The sequence below is a fragment of the Thioalkalivibrio sp. ALMg13-2 genome, assembly GCF_000381185.1.
GTDB classification, from domain to species: Bacteria; Pseudomonadota; Gammaproteobacteria; order Ectothiorhodospirales; family Ectothiorhodospiraceae; genus Thioalkalivibrio; species Thioalkalivibrio versutus.
Genome location: NZ_KB906157.1, coordinates 1 through 2,073, shown reverse-complemented (window position 1 = coordinate 2,073; position 2,073 = coordinate 1). Strand labels below are relative to the sequence as shown.

The window sequence follows — 2,073 nt, the reverse complement described above, 5'->3', positions numbered from 1 at the left end:
CATGGCCTCGTAGAGCCGGTTCGAGAGGTCGTAGTGCTGCTCCGCGACCCGCCGCGAGCGCCGGCGACTCTGCTCGTTGGCGAGCCAGCTCAGCAACACCTGGCCAAGTACCGACGGCGTACGGACCTTGTCGTCCAGGCTGGCCTGGAGGATCCGGAAGAACAACTCGTCGAGCCGCTCGGTGTCCCACCAGCCGTCCATGTAGGCCTCGCCAGCACCGAGCGAGCCCTCGGCCAGAATGCGCTGATACAGGCGCTCGTCGTGGACCTGGAGATCCCAGGGCCGCTCGCCGCCGGCCTCGACGTCAGCGCTGCTCAGCAGTTCCGTGACTTGTTGTCTTGCTGACATGCTCGCGCTCCTTGCAGGAATCGGATGGCCGGGGTCCGGGCGCAATAACCGCGCCACATTAGCCTTAATCAGAGCTAGACCCAAGCTCGCAACGTTCCATTCTCCTCCGGATCCGGACGTCCCCGGAAGTGGTGCAGATCGAGGGTGGTGAAGCCACCGTGAGCCTTCGTTAGAGTTGCAGTCGCCGAACTCGCAACAACGAAGGAGAACCCCACCGCTCTTACTCCACTGGACGCGACTCGGGTTCTACCCCATTTCTGACAACCGAACGCAGGGATGGCATCAATGGCGAGTACGACTCATGCGAACGTGCTCCACGCCCCAGATCGGGCGAGAGCTTCAGGAGGCACCATCCAGCGGGAGTGATCCAGAACTGGCGCGGCGCTATGGCATCGCCGGTATGACCGTGCGCATGAACCGCCCCGGGTTTCCCGGAGTCCCGTTGGTTTGGGTCACGCTGCACGAACGGACCCCTGAAGTGGTTGATGGTAGTGCGCTTCGATCGCCGCCGGCGGTCCGAACCCCACGTATTATCCCAGACGTGCACGATCGGCACCGCCCACAGCGGAGTAAATCGGTGTTTCCCTAACGGACGAGATCTGCTGTGCGGCGTGTGGTCGAGCCGAACCACAGGGGTTTGTCGACGACGAACTTCATCGACCGTTTCACCAGTCCTTGGCCGGGGAAGAAGCCAAGATCGAGCCAAAACCGGATCACCGCCGGAGCATCAAGATCGATGCTCTGCTCGATCGGCACCAGGAAGCCTTCGTAATCACCCGCCGGAGTCGCATACCGCTCTAGAGTGATGGGCATGACTCGGTGCTGGTACTCACCCGTGTGTTCAACCTCTTGCGTCTCTCTATTCACGACGGTGGCCCTGCCAGAGGCGCTCCATGTCCGGTCGGGCACGATCCTGCTGGGTAGCAGCACCACGGGTGGCTCGTACAGCACGGTCTGGCCTTGCGTCAGCACGTCCAGACCGGTCAGCACCACGCTGCCATCCCAAAGCTCGGAAAGATGGAGAATGTTGTAGTCACCAAATCGAACTTCCCAGCGGCCTTCACCGTCTGCGGGAATCAGTTCCAGCACGACTTGCCGTCCTTCTCCGTCTCCGTCGACCACCCTGAACGTGCTTTTACCGGGAACCAGAGGGAAAAGCTCCGCAGCCTCAACCTCTTGAACCGTCGATATCGGAGGCGTCGATGTCTCCGCGAGGGTGGCCCCGGAGGTGCAGAGGCCGACGCCGATCAGTATCGCTCGCGCGTAAGACTGGTACATCGCATCTCTCCTGGAGTCTGAGGGCAAGGTGCCGCGCAACACTCGTGGCAGTGAAGCGACGTCAACGGGATAACCGGCCCCACTGGCGGGGGATTGTGAGATCTCTCCTAGATTGTAGAGGACGTCCGCGTCGTGGTCCTTGGCGGTCCAGAGGTATTAGTCGGTTTCGCCGGTGAGTACAGGCATGGACGGCCTCGTTGCCAAATGCATGGTTGCCTGAAGCGGCTAGATCTGCCCCTTCAGTCGGGTTATGCGCTCACACGGCTCGCTGCACAAGCACATCCGGGCCCTGGGGGCCGCGGGATATGGGCAGGCCCCCCGCGGTCGCCTTCGAGGGGTCCGGCTGGCCGACTGAGCTGGTCTAATTTCCGTGGACACCTCGTTAGGTGGGACGATACCCCCTGGACGAGGAGAACAACCATGGCACGCAAGCGCCGAAGTTTTTCA

Annotated in this window: 1 protein-coding gene and 2 pseudogenes; 1 reads left to right on the top strand and 2 read right to left on the bottom strand. The window is 62.0% G+C overall.

Annotated features, from left to right (window positions below):
* Positions 1 to 348, bottom strand: a pseudogene (locus F618_RS15145) (cyclopropane-fatty-acyl-phospholipid synthase); the annotation flags it as partial.
* 585 nt (positions 349 to 933) lie between these two features.
* Positions 934 to 1,626 carry a hypothetical protein gene (locus F618_RS0114565; protein WP_019569012.1) on the bottom strand — a complete coding sequence of 231 codons (693 nt, stop codon included), beginning with the start codon at positions 1,624 to 1,626 and terminating at the stop codon, positions 934 to 936.
* Between the two features lie 250 nt (positions 1,627 to 1,876).
* On the opposite strand from F618_RS0114565, the pseudogene F618_RS16695 reads away from it, so the two are divergent.
* A pseudogene (locus F618_RS16695) lies at positions 1,877 to 1,978 on the top strand (transcriptional repressor LexA); the annotation flags it as partial.
* Positions 1,979 to 2,073: the final 95 nt, after the last annotated feature.